This is a genomic window from Reticulibacter mediterranei (assembly GCF_016587455.1).
Genome location: NZ_BNJK01000002.1, coordinates 669,767 through 686,809 on the forward strand (window position 1 = coordinate 669,767; position 17,043 = coordinate 686,809).

Below are 17,043 nucleotides of genomic sequence, written 5' to 3' on the forward strand. Positions count from 1 at the left end.
CAATATGGTATACTACTGCTATGGAGTCAACAGGAAAACCAAACGATCCTCTCGGCAGGTTCGCATTAAGCATTTTTTGGATCAATGGGTTGCTTCTGCGCAACGGCGATAGACTGACGCGATCCATCGGCCAGAGCAGCGCCAGGTGGCAAGTGCTTGGTCGAGTCGGCGATCGGCCGCAAACGGTGGCGCAGATCGCGCGGGACATGGGTCATGCTCGTCAGAGCGTGCAGCGTGTTGCAGACGTTTTGGCAAAAGAAGGTCTGGTTGTCTACCAGGATAACCCGGCAAACCGGCGTTCACCGTTGCTTGAGCTAACGCCGCACGGAGCAGACATTCTCAGGACAATCTATTCACTCAACGAAGAGTGGACGCGACACATTATGACCAAACTCAACCAGGAGCAATTAGACGCAGTAACTGGCGCACTGGAGGAGATTGCGCACATCCTGGAGGCTGATGAACAACACACCAGCCAACAAGAGACGAGAAAAGAGGAACGACTATGAACGACCCGTACTTTATTGGGCTAGATAGTAAGAATCCGGCGAACGTTGTACTCGGCGCGGCGTTTCAGTCCTACACTGTACAGTTATGTGATGTGTCAGTACATTATGTATCGGGTGGTAACGGTCCGGCGATTCTTTTTCTGCACGGATTTTCGGAAGACTGGTACGAGTTCAGCAAGGTGATGTGCTTGCTTGCTCACAGGTACACCGTTATTGCAGTTGACTTACGGGGTATCGGAAAGTCCAAAGCGACGCGAGCCGACTATGACGCAGAGACACAGGCTCATGATATTCACGAGCTGACCAGCCAGCTTGCTCTGAAAGATCCCTACATTGTTGGCCATGATATGGGTGCCATGATCGCGTATGCGTATGCTCGCCTTTACCCGTCCGAAACGCGAGGTGTCGCTCTCTTGGACGGCCCGCTCCCCGGTACAGCTAGCACCGACCTCCTGGTCAAGATGCCATTCCTCTGGCACTTCACCTTTCACCGTCTCCCCAAACTTCCCGAACGGCTTATTGGTGGTCGTGAGTACACCTATTTTAAAAGGGCATTCTTTCTTCGCTTCGCAAAGGACAAGCAGGCAATGACAGACGCCGACATGCGTCACTACGCGAGCGCCTATACACTTCCCGAACAGCTGCGAGCTGGACTTGGCTTGTATCGAACCTATCAAAAGAACCGGGTCTTCATGAGATCCCACTGCGACGAGCTGGATGTGCCTCTCTTCCTCATTGAGGGTGACTATGGCGCAGGTAAGCCGGGGCCAACGGCCAATGAGCTTACCAAAAAGTTTGGTTGTCGCAATGTGATCGCACAGGTAGCGTCAGGCTGTGGGCATTTTATGGCCACTGAACAGCCACAGGTTATTGCCGATCTCCTCCAAAACCACGCGTAGTCATTTTGCAAGGAGAAGCTTGTTGCGACCTTACGGTCAGGTTGTGGGCTCTCTGTCCTTCTAGTAGAGCTTAGTTAGTCTAAACAAGAAATTCGTAGTAGCGCAGTTTATCGTATAAGCCCGAAATGCGCGATAAATCGCTTCACTACGAACGGGGCGCTTGACAGGGTGGCGTTTAGCGTCTATACTCTAGCAAAGATACTATTGTTCTAGCCACACAGGAGAAGACCCTTGACCAGCACAACAAACAGGCAGTAACAGCATCATCATCTTTTCGCAAAAATATCCAGCAAAGACCATTGATGAGGCTCTGTTTCGTTATTGCTTGTATTGTTGTGTTTGTGAGTCAGTCGCACCGCGCACGATAACACGCTTGAGAACGCCTCTCAACGGTCCTTCACTCACCTCAACAGACAAGCCACCTCATCACCACATTCCAGCATTGATGCTATTGCCTCCCTCTCATTTCTGTTCACACTATTCATTCACATGTTGAGGTGGTTGTTTCATGCTTTTAACCGTAAGAAATATAGCAAAATCATATGGAGCAATTCGCGTACTGAGCGATATCTCATTTGTCATCAATGCTCATGATCGTATCGGCATCGTCGGACCTAATGGTGTGGGAAAATCGACGCTGCTTCGTCTGCTCACGGGACAGGAGGAGGCCGATGGCGGGAGCTTCGCGTATGCCCCTGCCGTCGCGTATGGCTATCTGCCCCAATCCACGCCGGAGTTTGCCGGGAGCAGCATTGATGATCTGATTCAGGAGGCGGTCGGCAATCTCCGCCAGCTGGAGGAGCGGATGCGCCAGCTTGAACACCTGATGAGTACCACTGCGGAAGAGGAGCTTGCCGGGCTGTTGGACGAGTACAGTAGCGTCTCCACGCAATTTCAGGAACGCGGTGGCTACGAAATCAACCATCAGATCGAGCGCGTTCTGGCTGGCCTGCATCTCGATTATCTGCCACGTACACGCAGCGTGCAGACCCTCTCAGGTGGCGAGAAAGCGCGCGTCGGGCTGGCCGCGCTGCTGCTGCGCTCTCCCGATGTGCTGCTTCTGGACGAGCCGACGAATCATCTGGATTTTGCCAGTATGGAGTGGCTGGAAAGCTATCTTGCCAGCTATCATGGCGCTGTTCTTGTAGTTTCACACGACCGCCAATTTCTCAATCGTGCCATCAATCAGATTTTCGAAATTGATGAACACAGGCACCAGCTCCGCAGCTACAGCGGTAACTACGATGCCTATGTGCAGGCTAAAGCAAACGAGCGGGCGAAATTGCAGGAAGAATACGAACAGCAGCAGGAAGAGATTCAAGAATTACGTAGACGTATACGAGAACTGCGCCAGCAGGCCAGCCGCACTCACTTCGGGCCGCCGCGCGATAACGACAAAACAGCTCGTTTTGGACACGAGCAGAAGGCGCAAAAATCTTCTTCCAGTAAGCTTAATGCCGTTGAGATGCGCCTGGAGCGGATAGAAGCCGATCCAATTCCCAGACCGCCCGAATTGTTGCAGGTCAACTCGCATTTCAACGTTGAGGGCATCGCATCTCAGGAGGTTATCCGGCTGGCGCACGTCAGCAAGGGCTTTGGCAACCGCACGCTCTTTCACGATGTCAACATGACGCTTGGTGCAAAGACGCGCCTGCTGCTCACCGGTCCTAACGGTGCTGGCAAGACGACGCTGTTCAAGCTGATGCAGAAGCTCGAAGCACCAGACGAGGGCGAGGTGCACGTGGTGCCAAGTGCGCGCGTTGGCTATCTGCCTCAGGAGCCGTCGCTCGACCCTACAAAAAACGTGATTGATACGTATCGCTACGATCAGATTGGCTTCGAAGGCGAGTTTATCGGGCGCTTGATTGGCTACGGGTTGTTTCGGCTGGAAGATATGCACAAGCGGGTTGGTCAACTCAGCCTCGGCCAGCAGCGCAAGTTGGAGATTGCCCGGTTAATGGCCTGGGGTCCGAATGTGTTGCTGCTGGACGAGCCAACGAACTATATCAGCCTGGATGTGTTGGAATCGTTCGAAGCCTCAATTCGCGCCTTTCCCGGTCCCGTCATCGCTATTTCGCATGATCGCTGGTTCATCCAGCATTTCGCCGGTGAGATCTGGGAACTGCGCGACGGCGTATTGACGCAGCACGAGCCAGAGAGCGCGGCGCTGCTCCACGCCTCCTGGGAATAGCCCCGCTGACAGCTATATGGAGGTTGGGGAAGAGCTTCAGCCTCCATACTGCCCTGTAACATCGCCTCGTATATTCTGATGAAGATCAATACACTACACTAAAAAGACCTGGCATTTTTATTATGTCGTCCCGAATAGATGTCCGCATTTTGTCCGCTCAACATATTCTAATGAATTGTAGAAAGTGGATGTACAGAAAACGTACTTAACGAGAAGGAAAGAACTTCGATGGGTAAAAAAATAGTATTCATTTTCATGTTATTCGCGCTGTTGTCCGTTCTGTTTGTCGCGTGTAGCGGCAGAGATGATACGAATAATAACGCAAATACTGGCAGCGCAAATACAAGTAGTTCAAGTGGGTATGACAGTTCAAACACATATGGCAACACGGGGAATGCAACGGCGGCAACGGCGGGAAGCAACGAGATCCATTTGACCGACACGAACTTTGCGCAACCCTCGATCACCATCGCAAAGGGCAGTAAATTGACTATGATTGATGATAGCAGCATTGTGCATGAGATCAAGAATGGCTCGTGGGCGAATGATCAGCCGAAGCCGCTCAAAGAGAGCAATGCTCCAACCGTCAATGTCTCATTTAAGGGCAACGATACACAAACTGTCGGACCATTTCCCGTTGCCGGCACCTATCATCTCTTCTGCACGATTCACGATAATATGAACTTAACAGTTATTGTAAAATAACGAGGGGACAGATGGGGCCAGAACAGTTGCAAAACAAAAAGAGAGAAAATCCCTCTCCGAAATATTCTGAAACGCAGTAGACTTGCTTGGGGGGGCGATTTACAGGTGGGGACAGATTGCCAGTTACGACAATCTGTCCCCACCTGTTTTTGATGCCTGAGAATAAGTTTGTATGCTGAGACCTCGAACTCCCCGAGTTTTTGTACGTACTCCTGGATTCGTATAGATCCATTGTCGAACGCCAACTTCCAGGCCATGTGCAGCTAGCGATTGAGACAAGCCTTTCGCCTTCTTCGGTTCGTATCCGTGCATCTCGCACCAGTTCGCATAGGAGGCCATGACATCACTGTTTGCTACCCATGCCCCCTCCACCCTTTTACAGCATGCTACTAGCCATAATCCAACCAAGTCTTGTCCTGCTCGTTGTGCATGTGGAAGACTGTGAACCCCTTTAGAAGTATGGGATGCAATATGAGGCTTTTGCCCTTTCTGCTGATACCATTGATCCAGCAGTTGCTCCAGTTTGCGAGGCGTGTCTGCTTCCTCCAATGGTGTATACACGGTGACTTTGAGATCTGGAGCGTCAAAGACCTGAAAGGTGAGACGTTCAAACATGAGATACCCCACCTGCGGATGGTTGAGCGTTTTGCGCCCCTCTTGTCCACTACGCACTTCATGGTCGGGCCACCAGGCGCGAAATTCAGGACTGGCGAGCATGAGATCATGGATCAACTCGGTAAATTGAGCATCTTCAGGATGACGACCGTAGCTGTTGCGGAACTGTGCTAAGAGCTGTCGCGCATCTTCTTCCCAATCGACGACGAATTGTCGGGCCAGAGGATTAGTGAAGATGCCCCAGATCGTATTGCGTTCGCGAGGGGTGGTCATCCGGCTATAATCGCTAAATATTGCACTTCCAGCATCGTTCCAGGCCAGAATATCCCATCGCCTTCCTGAGATAAAGGCTGGACGAGTGCCAAACTGGTCAAGGAAACGTTGTAACGCTGGACTCACGATCTCGGTTTCCTGCAAAAGCGCTGGAGGTGCCTGTTGCTGGGCCAGGAGGAAGAGATGGTTGCGCTCATTCGCATCCAGGCGCAACGCCTGCACCAGACGCTCTAAGACCTGCGTTGAAGGCGTAATAGCACGTCCCTGCTCTAACCAGGTATACCAATCCACACTGACACCCACCAGCTGTGCCACTTCCGCTCGTCTGAGTCCAGGAGTTTTGCGCCTGCTTCCTCGCGGCAGTCCCACCTCTTCAGGAGTCAGCCTTGCCCTGCGCGTACGCAGAAAATCTCCAAGCTCCTGTAAACGATAGTCTTGCTGCTGCCGCTGACTGACCATGTCAACCTCTTTCATCTCGGTATCTGATAAGAGCACACTCTTTGGAACAGAGAAGTGGAATTCCTATGATTATTGCTCATCTTGTCCCAGGATCTCCTTTAGTATACCATAGAGACGCGGGTAATGTACCTGCAACAAGTCAAATGAAAGGCTAAGGTATAACATAATGGATTTAAGACTGGCAGGAAAGAGGGCACTGGTAACGGGATCGAGTTCCGGGATAGGCGAGGCGATCGTCAAGCAGCTCGCTGCGGAGGGCGTTGCTGTCGTAGTGCATGGTCGCGAGGAAAGCCGAGCCAACGCTGTAGCCGAAGCGATCCGCGCCGGAGGGGGGAGCGCCGAGGTCGCTCTTGGCGATCTCACCACCGATGCCGGAGCTGACGCGGTTGCCGCCGCAGCGCTGGCTGGCGGGCCTATTGATATTCTGGTCAACAATGCCGGGTTTATCGGCTATCTTTCATGGACGGAGGCGACAGTCGCGGACTGGGCACAGATATACAATACGAACGTAATTTCTGGCGTGCGGATGATTCAACGTCTGGTCCCGCAGATGCGCGAGCGGCACTGGGGACGGGTGATTCAGATTGGCGGTGGCCTGTCCCAGCAACCGGGCGCAATTATGCCGCACTACAATGCAACGTTGGCGGCCCGCCATAATCTGGCGGTATCCCTCGCACGTGAACTGAAGGATACGGGCGTGACATCAAACGTCGTATCTCCCGGTGCGATCCTTACGGAGAAAGCTCAGGCACAGTTCACCCATATGAGCCAGGCTCATGGCTGGGGCGAGACGTTGGAGGAAATCGAACGCAACGCAACGCAGGCTCTGGCTCCAAACGACGTGGGCCGTCTCGGTCGGCCAGAAGAGATCGCCGCAGCAGTGGCCTATCTGGCGAGCCCGGTCGCTGGTTATGTGAGCGGCGCAACTCTCCGCGTCGATGGCGGCACGATTCGTTCGGCTTTTTAAGAGCGGCACGAGAAGCAAATCTTCTTAATAATGGGAAGTTCATGTGGTTTCCTCCTACAGAGCGAGTAAGCCATACGGACTTCCCAATAAAAGGACAGACCTCCAATAGTAATAGTGTACCCTTTCTCTCTAGCAATAACCTTCCAGGGATCATTGCTTGACACGTTCGGCGCTGGCATGGAATTTTTAATAGTGGGCCATTTCAGCCAGGCAATCAGGAGGCATCTGATGGACAGGAATATCGATCATTGCCTGCTGCATCAGAAATTGCAGCACAGCCTCTATGCTGCCTGTTTGTTGATAGATGGCAAGCTGTTGATCGGCCCCGGTCCCACGCGAACCGTCAAGCAATGAACGTAGATAATCGATCTCGGCGCGGCTCCCTAGATCGTCCAGCATATCATCGACAAAATCGAGCAGGCGACGAATAGAATCGCGCATGCTCAGCCGCAGGCCCAGCTCAAAATCGATGATCTGCGCATCCAGGCCGAACCGTAGGGCGCGCCACTTGTTCTCCTCGATAAAGTGAGACGGTAGCATGGGAAGCCACACACCTGCATTGTTGAGCAGCGCTACCTTTGCCACCAGCGCTTGACAGAGCGCGGCCAGGGCAATGGTATCATTGATGGTTGCGGGCATATCGCAGATGCGAAACTCGATTGTCGAGAAGAACGGGTGTGGACGGATATCCCACCAGATACGTTTCCCGTTATCAATACAACCTGTATTTATGAGTGTATGTACATAGGAATCGAAATCGTGCCATGTAGGGAAGACCTCTGGCACGCCACTACGCGGAAATGGTCGCCAGATGATCGAACGATACGACTTGAGGCCCGTTTGACGGCCCTTCCAGAGCGGAGAATTAGATGAGAGCGCGAGCAGGTGCGGAAGCCAGGTTCTAAGCTGATTCATCAACATCACCGCCTGTGCCTGGTTCTCAACGCCAATATGTATGTGTAGTCCAAAGATCAGCAGCGAGCGTGCCACATCCTGAAACTCTTCTTCCAGTTCGATATAGCGCAGATAGGGTGTTCGCGGCTCATCCTGCCACCATGCCGCTGGATGTGTGCCAGCACTGATCAACGCCAGTCCCTCCTCGTCCAACAGGTGTGCCAGTCGGGAGCGTAGTATGCTCATCTCGTGGCGTGCTGTGGAGATATCAGGGAGGATATCAGATATTAGTTCGACGGTCGGTTGCAGCATCTCGGCCTTGATCTGATCGCCGAAGAGCGCGTGCCCTTTTTCCAGAATGGTTTGAATATGTGGAACCAGTTGACCGGTATAGCGATCAACCATTTGAAATTCTTCTTCTATGCCAATCGTAAATCGTGCAGTCATGATTGTGCCCCTTTCAATAGGTGATCGCTTACGCAGTTCTCAACAAGCGATTCATATCGTATTGATAACACAGAATCATCACAACGACGATTTTTAGCCACACATCTTCCTCACAGCATCTCCTCTAAAAAGAAAACCTTTTCAATTATTATTCTTGTGTTTCACATATTCTCATAGAAGAATTAAATGACAGAAATAGTTTTCACGGAGAAAGTTTCCTTTATCATCATAGGTTGCTTGCTAATACAAGCCAGACATGTTATGCTTGTGCAAATTAACACATCTGGTTGAATAAAGGCGGACTCCACACATGAGCGGACTGACACCTGCCCGTCATCTCAAAATAGCACTGTTGCTGGTGCTGGGCGTCGTGTTGGCCGGCACGCTCGGCTACATGCATATCGAAAACCTCTCCTTTTCTGACGCGCTTTATACTGCAATAGGCATGATGTCAACGGTGGGCAATGTGGTGCGCCCACTTTCGGAGGCGGGTCGGACCTTCACTATATTTGTGATTATCACCGGCGTTGGATCATTGCTTTACACGTTTGGTGCAGGCATGGAATTTTTAATAGAGGGCCATTTTAGCCAGGCAATCAGGAGGCATCTGATGGATAGGAAAATCGCCACCCTGCGCAATCATTACATCATCTGTGGATTTGGACGTGTTGGCTCACAGATTGCCGAAGATTGTCGAGGAACGAAGAAAGCCTTCGTGGTCATCGACGAGCAGGAGCGCAACATCCAGTCCTGTATACAGCGCGGTTATCTGGCCCTGCAAGACGATGCCACGCAAGACGATGTGTTGCGTGAGGCTGGGATAGAACATGCTCAATGTATCTTGATCGCAACAGATGACGACGCCCATAACATTTCGATCACCCTCTCGGCGCGCCATCTCAACAACAGCCTCTTTATCGTGGCGCGTGCCAATCATGACGAAACCGAGGCCAAGCTCAAATTAGCGGGCGCGAATCGTGTCCTTTTCCCCTACGCGCTGGCCGGACACCGCATGGCAAATCTGGCCTTTCAGCCAACTGCGACCGAGGTTTTCGACTCTATTACCAGCGTCAAAAGTATGGAACTGGCGGTGAAAGAGGTCACGCTCTCCCGCACCTCGCTGCTCGTGGGCAGATCGATGGCTGTGGCGCAAACCATGATCTTCAAGCATGGCATTACTATGATCGCGCTCAAGAAGCGGGCCGGGTCGATTACCGGGCCACAACCGGACCAGATCATCGAGACTGGAGATACAGTAATAGTTGTGGGCATGGCGAACCCGCTTCAGGATTTCAAGCAAAAGAACAGCCAGTAGAGTATCCCTGGCATTCAGCAAGCAATATATCATATGCTACTCAGTGGTTCATCTGAGAGCAACCGGAATATGGCAGGGGCGATGGCTGGTCCTCGCTCGTGTGAGCATGACGCCGCGTGAGAAGCCGGGCGAGGACCAGCCATCGCCCCTGCCATATTCGAGCGAAAACCGTGCGTGCTATTTTCAGGAAAGAGAGAAGCTTTGTATGCAAGAAATCGCATCCCTGTTACAGCGGCTCGTTGCCATTGATTCTATCAATCCCGATCTGGTGCCAGGAGGAGCTGGCGAGCAGGCCATTGCACAATTTGTGGCAGGCTGGCTTGAGCGAGCGGGGTTGGAAGTGACGTTGCAGGAAGCTGCGCCGGGCCGTTCCAACGTGATTGGCATTGCGCGAGGCAGCGGCGGTGGACGCTCATTGTTGCTTAATGGGCACATGGATACGGTCGGCGTGGCTGGTATGGAGCGGCCTCATGAGCCAGTGATCGAGGGCAATCGTTTATATGGGCGAGGAGCCTATGATATGAAGGGTGGATTGGCCGCCATCATGGTTGCGGGCGCGCAGGCCAGAAAGCTGTCATTGCGTGGGGATGTGATCGTGACCGCCGTGATCGATGAGGAATACGCCAGCGTTGGCACACAGGCTATCGTGCAGCAGTGGCATGCTGATGCTGCAATTGTCACGGAGCCAACCGCGCTCAATCTCTGTGTGGCGCACAGGGGATTCGTCTGGCTGGAGATCACCGCGCAGGGCAAAGCGGCACATGGTTCTCGCCCTGATCTGGGCCTCGACGCAATTGTGAAAATGGGCCATATTCTGGTTGGTTTAGAGCAGCTTGACCGCTCGCTTCAGGCGGCTCCAACGCATCGCCTGCTCAAGAGCGGATCGCTGCACGCTTCGCTGATCGAGGGTGGACAGGAGCTTTCCAGTTATCCTGAACGCTGTATTCTGCAAATAGAGCGGCGCACGATCCCGGGTGAAACGCAGGAGACGGTCGAAGCAGAAATACGAGAAGTGCTGGCCCGGGTTCAATCTGCCGATCCCACTATTCACGCCACGTTTAAAACAACCTTCAAGCAGGCACCATTTGAGGTTGCCGCCGATGCTCCCATTGTGCAGACGATTGCACGCCAGGCCGGGTTGTTGCATACCACTACACCAGAGGTCGTTGGAGCTGCATGGTGGACGGATGCGGCGTTACTGGCCGAGGCAGGTATCCCAACGGTCCTCTTTGGCCCCGGCGGTGCAGGCGCGCATGCCGTCATCGAATGGGCCGATCTGGACCAGGTGCAGCAGTGCTGCGAGATTTTGATCGGCACCCTGCAAGAATTTTGCGCTTGACGATAAACAAAAAATTCTTACTGGGAACGATGATCATCGTTCCCTTTTTGATGCATAACTACCTGTGATGGGAAGGCACGAAAGCCCGACTGTCTATAGAATTCGCGCAGTTCAGGTTGGCAGAATAACGTAATCGTTTCGATATGTTGAAGTGCTGCAAGCAATTTGGTGAGCATTTGACGCCCGACACCTTGCCGCTGGTAATCGGGGTGCACCATCACGTCGTCAATGTAAGCATGCAAGCGGTGGTCAGAGATGACGCGGGCGAAACCAATTAGTCGTTCGCCATCCCAGGCTCCAATTGCCAGATCTCCGCTCAAAACTGCTGCGATTTCCTGTTCCTCGCGCTCCGGCCACCAGCCTACTGCATCATAGAGTTTGCGAACCATTTCTGGCTCTATTGGGCGTTCGTGATGGAATGTAAAGTCGAAAAGCGTCATATGTTCCCTGCTAAGAATATATTCGAGTTTTTCAGGTAATTCGTCACTAGTCTATCTAACCTCTCATTTTCACCTGTAGCGACAAGGGGAGGTGTGGAGTGGGTGTGGGGGCCTTGCGCTTGTCGCTCTCGCCATACTTATCTATTTTATAATCCAAATGATGAATGGGCCTCAGAAGAGCGACAAGCGCAAGGCCCCCGCCAGGATCCCCAACCACCCCTTGTCGCTACGGTGACCCAACACTCTTCATGTTCACATCCTTTTCCCCTCGCTTCAGGACACCATTGTACTGCTTGACCGCCTTCGATGCCGGTTTGCACTGCCGCTAACGACCAGGGAGGTTGAATAGATGGAACCATTCGACAGCCAGACGCCCATGTCGGATCAAGGGGCGCAGCTCGACGAAGAGGTGCGAACGCCGCTCACAGATACTATCCTTTGCCTCAAAGAGCAAGCATTGGAGAGCAATCTATTATGCATCATGGATGTTGAGGAGCTGATGAAGCTTGCCACGCTCAATCAGTTGCGACAGCGGGCCAACCGCCTTCCAGAGTATGATCCTGCTCAGAGAACGATTGGACAACGGTTTGGTCCTCTCTATATCTGGCTGCACGAGATTAACAATTGCCCCATCCATAAAGATGAAAAGACCGGTCTATGGCGATTGGGCGTCTATCTGTGGAGGAAAGGCCGTAAGCTATGACGGAATCTCATGCGTCGTAGTCCTCTGTCAAGCTTCATTGTGTACATGAAGCGATGTGTTCTCCCGGAGTATGGTAGGATGTTCTGGATGCCCCAACGATGAAGCTTGCCAGAGTCGTAGTCGAGCGATTGATCGCGGTGGAACATGCAACATGCGTGCTCCGCGATCAATCGCTCGACTACGACAATCGATTGTTTAGAGCCAGCCCCCATCTTTGAGGTTTTGATTCGCCTGTGCCTCCCAATCGGAGACGTTCAGGTTGTCCAGCCCTTTGATAAAGGCGTTCCAGGTGCCATCGTTGAGCGGCTTCTGGCCGGTGATAAACTGAACCAGCGCCTCGTCAACGTAGCGGTTGATGTCGCCCTGATTGGCGGCTGGCTGGATCACAAAGGCGCTCGTTTGATCCTGCCAGGGCATTGTGCCAATCGTCTGATAGATCTGGATTGGATCGATGGTGCGCCCATTTTTCGTCTTGAAGCTGTTGTAGCGTGCCTTGAGTTCCGCCTCGGAGTTGTTATAGACCAGGCTGCGAATCTGGTTGATCGGGGCTGCCTCGTGACCGTAGAAGGGAACTGGCACCCCCTCGCCCGTGACGTTGCCCTGCGCATCCAGCTTGTAATGCACGCCCTTCTGACCAAACGCCGCCAGATAATAGCCATCGCCGGAGTTAGTCCACTCTAAGAATTTGGCAATCGCCGGACCCTTGCCAGCATCCAACGCCTTTTGCGAGACGGCAATACGTGTGCCAACATTGCTATAACTGCCCAGGTAGACGGGAGTTCCTGGCGCACCCTGCGGCGGCGCAAGCGGTATCCAGACGCCGTTGGGATAGTTGACATCGAAGGGCTGATAGTTGCCCTGGCAGATCGTCGCGCAAAAATCGCCCGGCATGATGCCATATTTGCCCTGCTGCGACCAGCGCGCGCGGAAATCGGGGCCGCTGAGCGTCGTCCAGTCGGGGTCCATCAGGTGCGCATCGGACATCTTTTTGAGAAACTCAACCACTTTCAGGTAATTGGGGTCGCGCAACGTCAGGCTGACCTTGCCCGGCGTATTATAGTTCCAGACGCCTGGAAGACCGTATGCTCCAAAAATGCCCTGAAAGTTGGTACCTAAACCGGTGGCACCGCTGCCGGTCGTCGCCGTAAAGCCGTATGTATCGTTTTTGCCGTTGCCATCGGGATCATTAAACGTGAAAGCTTTCGCCACATTATAGAAATCGTCGAGCGTTTTTGGTGGTTGCAGGTGCAGCTTATCGAGCCAATCTTTACGGATAAAGAGACCCAGCCGCTTGTTCAGGCCAGCTTTCTCCTGAAGCACATACATCTTGCCGTTGATGGTCGCGACCTTGCGCATCTGAGGATCGCTGTAACGGTCCTTTGTGCGCTGTGGCATCATAGGCAACAGGCTATCCACTGGTGCAATCAAGCCTAGCTTCACCCATTGTAAGAAAATATTGTTGTTCTGGGGGATCTGGAAGAAGTCGGGCATGTCGTTGGCGGAGGCGGCGGCGTTGAACTTGGTATCGCCATCGTCGCCATACGGGACAAACGTGACCTTCAGATTAATGTTTAGCTTCTCCCGCACCTCTTTCGTGAAAAACCAGTCTGGTGGCGGATTGCCAACCTCCTGCGCTGAGGGATAAGTCCATAAGGTCAGGTCGACCGGTTTGTTGGATGAGGTTGGACTACTCCCGCCACAGGCTGCGAGAAATTGACTGATAATGAAGACAAGCAGAGAGGACCACAGGGCAAACTTCGTTGTCGATATGCGTATGTTCACGATCACACATCCTTCCCTGGTAGCAAAGCAATAAAAATAAAGAGCAATGGTGTTTGCAGTGATCTGATCGTTGATCCGCATCTCTCATTGCAAGCGCTTGCAAGCATATAGTTGATGTACCATATCGTATACGGATTGTCAAGCCTTATTAATGAAAAGATGGTCAAAGAGCAGATTTTGTAGTTGTAGGGTTTACATGCAATTAGAGGGCAGCACGAAACGCTTTTGTATGGATGTGGTTAGTTGAAATGCGTATGTATGCCACTCCATACAAAAGTGTTTCGTGTGTTACCGATTTTTTACGTTATATCCACTCAGTAAGCGCTTGCAAGTAGAAATAACATCCGGTTTATTGAACGCGTGCGGTGTAGTCCTCGATCTGTTCGCGCGTCCAGGCTCCGTTGGCGAGAACAACGCGATAGGTGAGGTTCAGCGCCTCGCCCGGCTGCAAGACATAGTATTCGTCGAACATAAAGGAGCAACTGACGCAGGCGTACGGATCGTTGCGCACGAACCATTTATTTGGATAACGCGGGTTCCCGGGCTGATCGAGAAACAGCAGCGTCGATTGCTCGTGGTTGCCGTCGTGCCAGCCGGTGAAGGCCAGCCAGGGCGATTGCTTACCCATAATCTCCTCGCCCTCCTGTCCATCGGTGGCGAGAATTTTACCGCGCAGGAACGAGCGCGGCCCCCGCCAGAACAGGCTGCCATATCCAGCCAACGGTCTGCCCTCCGTCGTCGGCGAGCCAAAATTGAGCGCTTGCTGCGAGACGTTGACCAGGCTGAACGCGAGATCCAGGCTCCAATATCCCGCGTCCGGCCTGACCTCGCTGACGGTGATATGGCGCTCCTCGTCAAGCCAGGTGGCACCGCTCTGCGTAATCCATTGCAATTGTTCGATGCAACGCACGCCCTCATCGTCGCATGCAATCTCTTGCCAGGAAACGTGCTGCATGCGCCCGTTGTTCGCCAGCTGAACATATCCGCCTGTCTCGCGTGTGTAGGTGCCGCCACCCCAGAAGTTCTCGCCGGACAACTGAGCGAAGGTCATCGCGAGGCCGGTGTGCCAGAGATGATCATATGGGCGAAACAGGCTCACCTCGTTGCCAGCCAGCGTCTTCAAGGGATGGAAATAGGGTTTGGGTGATTCGCGCTCTGGCACCTGCGACTCGTAGACATAGTTGAAGAGTGTTTGCTCTCCATAGCGCACTTCGATGGCGTCGTGAAGCTGATGCGTCAATTTAAATTTCATAGCGCTCCATCCTTTATAAGCAACTGTTCGACTAGCTGTTGATCTGGTTGCACTCCTATGCCGCTCTGTTCCCCCAACTGGACCGTGCCGTTCTGCTCATGCTGCGATTTGTTGGGATAAAGGCTCGATTCATCGATAAACTGGCTGCCATTGAGCGCGGCTGGACCTGTATGCCCAAAAGTAGCGGCAAGCTGACAGGCGGCGTGTTTGGTGAGCAAGCTATCGGTTAGCCCGCTGACGAGAAAGGGCAAGCCAGCAGCCTGCGCGGTCGCGATCTGTTGCAACGACGGCCAGAGACCGCCACTGCGCGTGACTTTGACAATGAGATAATCGACCAGCCCTTCAGCGGCGTAATGGAAGAAATCGGCGGGGCTGACACTGGCTTCATCAACGGCCAGCGGGATCGGGCACTGGTTGCGCAGGCGGCGCATAAGCTGCAATTGGTCGGCGGGAAACGGCTGTTCCAGCACGTTGACGCCCATATCAACAAAGCCACGCGCAACCCTGAGCGCCTCGTGTGGCTGAAAGCCCTGATTGGCATCGGCCCAGACAAAGGCATCCTGCCCGGCTGTCTGGCGAATCGCTTTTGCCAGCGCAAGATCAGTCTCAGGGGCCACCGCCGCCTTGAAGTTGAAGTGGCGAAACCCCTGCTCCAGCGCTCCTTCAACCTCCCTGTGGGCCGTCTCGACATCGTGCGCCGTGACGGTATAGCTGAGTGCGATGGCGCTGTTAGCGCTACTGCCGCCCAGATAACTGCGCAGCGGTAAGTTTGCGCTGCGTGCAGCTAGATCGTGCAGCGCCATATCAACGGCGGCCTTCGCAATGGGGAAGCCGGTGCTGGGACCGCGCCCGACGACGCTATGCATGCGCCTGTGCAGCCCTGCACGATCCGTGATCTCCTGACCGATGATGGCAGGAGCAAGGTAGCGGCGAGTAGTGGTTGTGATCGATTCGACGGTCTCGTACGACCACTGCGGCATGGGGCGTCCCTCTCCCCAACCGATCTCACCGGCACTATCCGTCAGCCGGACCAGCACAAAGGAGGCCGTCTCACCTGCTTTCCCGGCACTACCCGAAGAGAAGCGAAACGTCTGCGTGATCGGCAAACGAATAGGAAATACGTCGATGCTCTGAATCGTTCTCATCGCGCTCACGTCCTCGGTGCGAGTTGGCCTGAGACGTGGTTGTAGAAGGGATCACCGGCGACAATCGACCCCTGTTGTACAATCTGGCCGGTGGCGGCTGATTTGTAGATGCCAGTAATAAACTCGATGGTCGGGCGCACGGTAGCGGTGCTGGCAAGCGGCTCTGCGCCATGATCCAGGCTATCGAGCAACTGTGCAATTTGCGTGGCATGCGAGGCCGGTTGATCTTGCGTGAGCTGCCATAGTTGCTGTATTGCGGCGTCCTGGTCTGACCCGGGCTGCGAAAAGCGCCAGTGCTTGTTGGTATAGCCATAGAGCGTCGTCAGTTCGACCGAGGCGCGCTGAAAATCGAAGCGTAAATAGGTCTCTTCGCGCGGCGAGAGGACGCTGTTGACGATGCTGCCCAGGGTGCGATTCTTGAAACGGACCATCGCCAGCGACACATCTTCGACCTCGATGTTGCGATCAAGCGTGCTGGTCATAGAGCTGACCTCCTGCCAATCGCCGAGCAGCCACAGGAACAGGTCCATCGCGTGAATGCCGTGTCCCATTGTAGGACCGCCACCCTCAGTGGACCATTTGCCGCGCCAGGGAACCTCATAATAGGCATGATTACGGAACCATGTTGTCTGACAAATACCGACCAGAGGCCGCCCCAGTCCCTCCGTTTGAATAAGATGCTTGAGAAGCTGACCGCCCGTGCCGAAGCGCCACTGGAAGACGCTGCTACAATATTTGCCAGTTTGCTGCTCGACGGCCAGGATGTGGTCAAGTTCGGCAAGCGAGGTGCAGAGCGGCTTTTCGCACAACACCGATGCTCCGGCCTGAAGCGCCTGGATGATAAGGGGGTAATGCGTATCTGGTGGTGTGGCAATCTGGACGAGATCGGGCCGCTCTCTTTCCAACATTTCCGTTATATCTGTATAAAAGTGGGGAATAGCATGCTTTTTGCTAAATTCCTCTACTCTTTCACGAAGAACATCTACTGCCGCAACCACTTCAGCACGCTCTTTCAGCTCGTTGAGCGCCTGAAGATGATGGTTGGCAATAGAGCCGGTGCCAACGATGGCAACTCGGTATCGTGTCATAGCGACTTCTCCTTTTCCTT

General features: G+C 53.5%; 15 protein-coding genes. 8 read left to right on the forward strand and 7 right to left on the reverse strand.

Annotated elements, in window-relative coordinates; genetic code table 11:
• The first annotated feature begins 20 nt into the window (after positions 1-20).
• The 4 genes from K3T83_RS41220 (at position 21) to K3T83_RS41235 (ending at position 4,304) form a co-directional block, all read left to right on the forward strand.
• Positions 21-509, forward strand: a complete 489-nt coding sequence (locus K3T83_RS41220; RefSeq protein ID WP_236065182.1) for a MarR family winged helix-turn-helix transcriptional regulator — start codon at positions 21-23, stop codon at positions 507-509.
• A complete protein-coding gene (locus K3T83_RS41225; protein WP_220208970.1) occupies positions 506-1,408 on the forward strand; it encodes an alpha/beta fold hydrolase in 903 nt (300 codons plus the stop codon). The genes K3T83_RS41220 and K3T83_RS41225 overlap by 4 nt, the downstream gene beginning before the upstream one ends.
• Before the next feature lie 508 nt (positions 1,409-1,916).
• Positions 1,917-3,599: a ribosomal protection-like ABC-F family protein gene (gene abc-f / locus K3T83_RS41230; RefSeq protein ID WP_220208971.1), complete on the forward strand. Its 1,683-nt coding sequence runs from the start codon at positions 1,917-1,919 to the stop codon at positions 3,597-3,599.
• A 228-nt stretch (positions 3,600-3,827) separates the two neighbouring features.
• Entirely contained in the window at positions 3,828-4,304 is a 477-nt protein-coding gene (locus tag K3T83_RS41235; protein ID WP_220208972.1) for a cupredoxin domain-containing protein, read from the forward strand.
• Positions 4,305-4,427: 123 nt separating this feature from the next.
• Here K3T83_RS41235 and K3T83_RS41240 read toward each other — a convergent pair whose 3' ends face one another.
• Positions 4,428-5,651 carry a helix-turn-helix transcriptional regulator gene (locus tag K3T83_RS41240; RefSeq protein WP_236065183.1) on the reverse strand — a complete coding sequence of 408 codons (1,224 nt, stop codon included), beginning with the start codon at positions 5,649-5,651 and terminating at the stop codon, positions 4,428-4,430.
• Positions 5,652-5,817: 166 nt separating this feature from the next.
• On the opposite strand from K3T83_RS41240, the gene K3T83_RS41245 reads away from it, so the two are divergent.
• Positions 5,818-6,618 carry an SDR family NAD(P)-dependent oxidoreductase gene (locus tag K3T83_RS41245; protein WP_220208973.1) on the forward strand — a complete coding sequence of 267 codons (801 nt, stop codon included), beginning with the start codon at positions 5,818-5,820 and terminating at the stop codon, positions 6,616-6,618.
• A 186-nt stretch (positions 6,619-6,804) separates the two neighbouring features.
• Here K3T83_RS41245 and K3T83_RS41250 read toward each other — a convergent pair whose 3' ends face one another.
• Positions 6,805-7,959: a carboxylate-amine ligase gene (locus K3T83_RS41250; protein ID WP_220208974.1), complete on the reverse strand. Its 1,155-nt coding sequence runs from the start codon at positions 7,957-7,959 to the stop codon at positions 6,805-6,807.
• A gap of 310 nt (positions 7,960-8,269) precedes the next feature.
• Between K3T83_RS41250 and K3T83_RS41255 the strand changes: the two genes are divergently transcribed.
• Positions 8,270-9,274 carry a potassium channel family protein gene (locus K3T83_RS41255; protein WP_220208975.1) on the forward strand — a complete coding sequence of 335 codons (1,005 nt, stop codon included), beginning with the start codon at positions 8,270-8,272 and terminating at the stop codon, positions 9,272-9,274.
• Between the two features lie 205 nt (positions 9,275-9,479).
• Positions 9,480-10,613 (forward strand): ArgE/DapE family deacylase, encoded by a 1,134-nt coding sequence (locus K3T83_RS41260; protein ID WP_220208976.1) that lies wholly within the window; start codon positions 9,480-9,482, stop codon positions 10,611-10,613.
• Positions 10,614-10,630: 17 nt separating this feature from the next.
• Here K3T83_RS41260 and K3T83_RS41265 read toward each other — a convergent pair whose 3' ends face one another.
• Positions 10,631-11,053, reverse strand: a complete 423-nt coding sequence (locus tag K3T83_RS41265; protein WP_220208977.1) for a GNAT family N-acetyltransferase — start codon at positions 11,051-11,053, stop codon at positions 10,631-10,633.
• Between the two features lie 349 nt (positions 11,054-11,402).
• Here K3T83_RS41265 and K3T83_RS41270 point away from each other — a divergent pair, with 349 nt between their 5' ends.
• Positions 11,403-11,756 carry a hypothetical protein gene (locus tag K3T83_RS41270; RefSeq protein ID WP_220208978.1) on the forward strand — a complete coding sequence of 118 codons (354 nt, stop codon included), beginning with the start codon at positions 11,403-11,405 and terminating at the stop codon, positions 11,754-11,756.
• Between the two features lie 195 nt (positions 11,757-11,951).
• Here K3T83_RS41270 and K3T83_RS41275 read toward each other — a convergent pair whose 3' ends face one another.
• The 4 genes from K3T83_RS41275 to K3T83_RS41290 form a co-directional block, all read right to left on the reverse strand.
• Positions 11,952-13,538 (reverse strand): extracellular solute-binding protein, encoded by a 1,587-nt coding sequence (locus tag K3T83_RS41275; protein WP_220208979.1) that lies wholly within the window; start codon positions 13,536-13,538, stop codon positions 11,952-11,954.
• 349 nt (positions 13,539-13,887) lie between these two features.
• Positions 13,888-14,790, reverse strand: coding sequence for a DUF6807 domain-containing protein (locus tag K3T83_RS41280; protein WP_220208980.1), 903 nt, complete (start codon positions 14,788-14,790; stop codon positions 13,888-13,890).
• The gene (locus K3T83_RS41285; protein WP_220208981.1) at positions 14,787-15,935 is read right to left on the reverse strand and encodes a mandelate racemase/muconate lactonizing enzyme family protein; all 1,149 of its coding nucleotides are present in this window, start codon (positions 15,933-15,935) and stop codon (positions 14,787-14,789) included. The genes K3T83_RS41280 and K3T83_RS41285 overlap by 4 nt, the downstream gene beginning before the upstream one ends.
• A gap of 5 nt (positions 15,936-15,940) precedes the next feature.
• Positions 15,941-17,023 (reverse strand): Gfo/Idh/MocA family protein, encoded by a 1,083-nt coding sequence (locus K3T83_RS41290; protein WP_220208982.1) that lies wholly within the window; start codon positions 17,021-17,023, stop codon positions 15,941-15,943.
• Positions 17,024-17,043: the final 20 nt, after the last annotated feature.